Here is a 610-nt window from a genome sequence, read left to right as displayed (position 1 = left end):
AGGCACCGAAGGCCACTCCACCTACGATGGCGGCAGATCCGATCAGGAATGTGCGGCGAACGATTTTACCGATACGTCCCATGGCTCAAGCCTCCTTCAACTTGGCAGCGGCATCGTGGATGGCCGCGCGGATGCGAGGATAGGTGCCACAGCGGCAAAGGTTGCCTTGCATCGCATCGTCGATGTCTTCGTCCGTTGGGGCCGGGTTTTCAGCCAGTAGCGATGCGGCCTGCATGATCTGGCCCGACTGGCAGTAACCACATTGCGCCACTTGGTGGTCAACCCAGGCCTTCTGGATCGTTGCCATGGCGTCAGGCGTGCCAAGCCCCTCGATCGTGGTGACATCACCCCAAACATCCGAGAGCGCTACCTGGCAGGACCGCACGGCCTCACCATCAATATGAACGGTGCAGGCACCGCAGGCAGCCACACCACAGCCGAACTTGGTACCGGTTAGTCCAACCTCATCACGCAGAACCCATAACAAGGGCACATCATCAGGCAGATCAACCTGATGGGTCTTTCCGTTGATCTTAAGGGCCGTCGCCATGGCGCACCTCTCTTAGCTTTGGCTAGTTTCTGACATAATTAATGAAAAGTGTCAGCTTGT

1 protein-coding gene is annotated in these 610 nt (G+C 57.5%); it reads right to left on the bottom strand.

What is annotated here, in order from left to right:
- Window positions 1–85: 85 nt before the first annotated feature.
- Window positions 86–550, bottom strand: coding sequence for a (2Fe-2S)-binding protein (locus ACR0EL_RS22515; RefSeq protein WP_170397127.1), 465 nt, complete (start codon window positions 548–550; stop codon window positions 86–88).
- Window positions 551–610: the final 60 nt, after the last annotated feature.

The sequence above is a fragment of the Ruegeria sp. AH12 genome, from assembly GCF_056541465.1.
The sequence above is the reverse complement of the archived record's forward strand: the minus strand, read 5'-3'. Positions and strand labels throughout refer to the sequence as shown.

Bases quoted from the DNA above. Each gene is read 5' to 3' on its own strand.
- ACR0EL_RS22515 (WP_170397127.1), bottom strand. From the start codon at position 550: ATGGCGACGGCCCTTAAGATCAACGGAAAGACCCATCAGGTTGATCTG.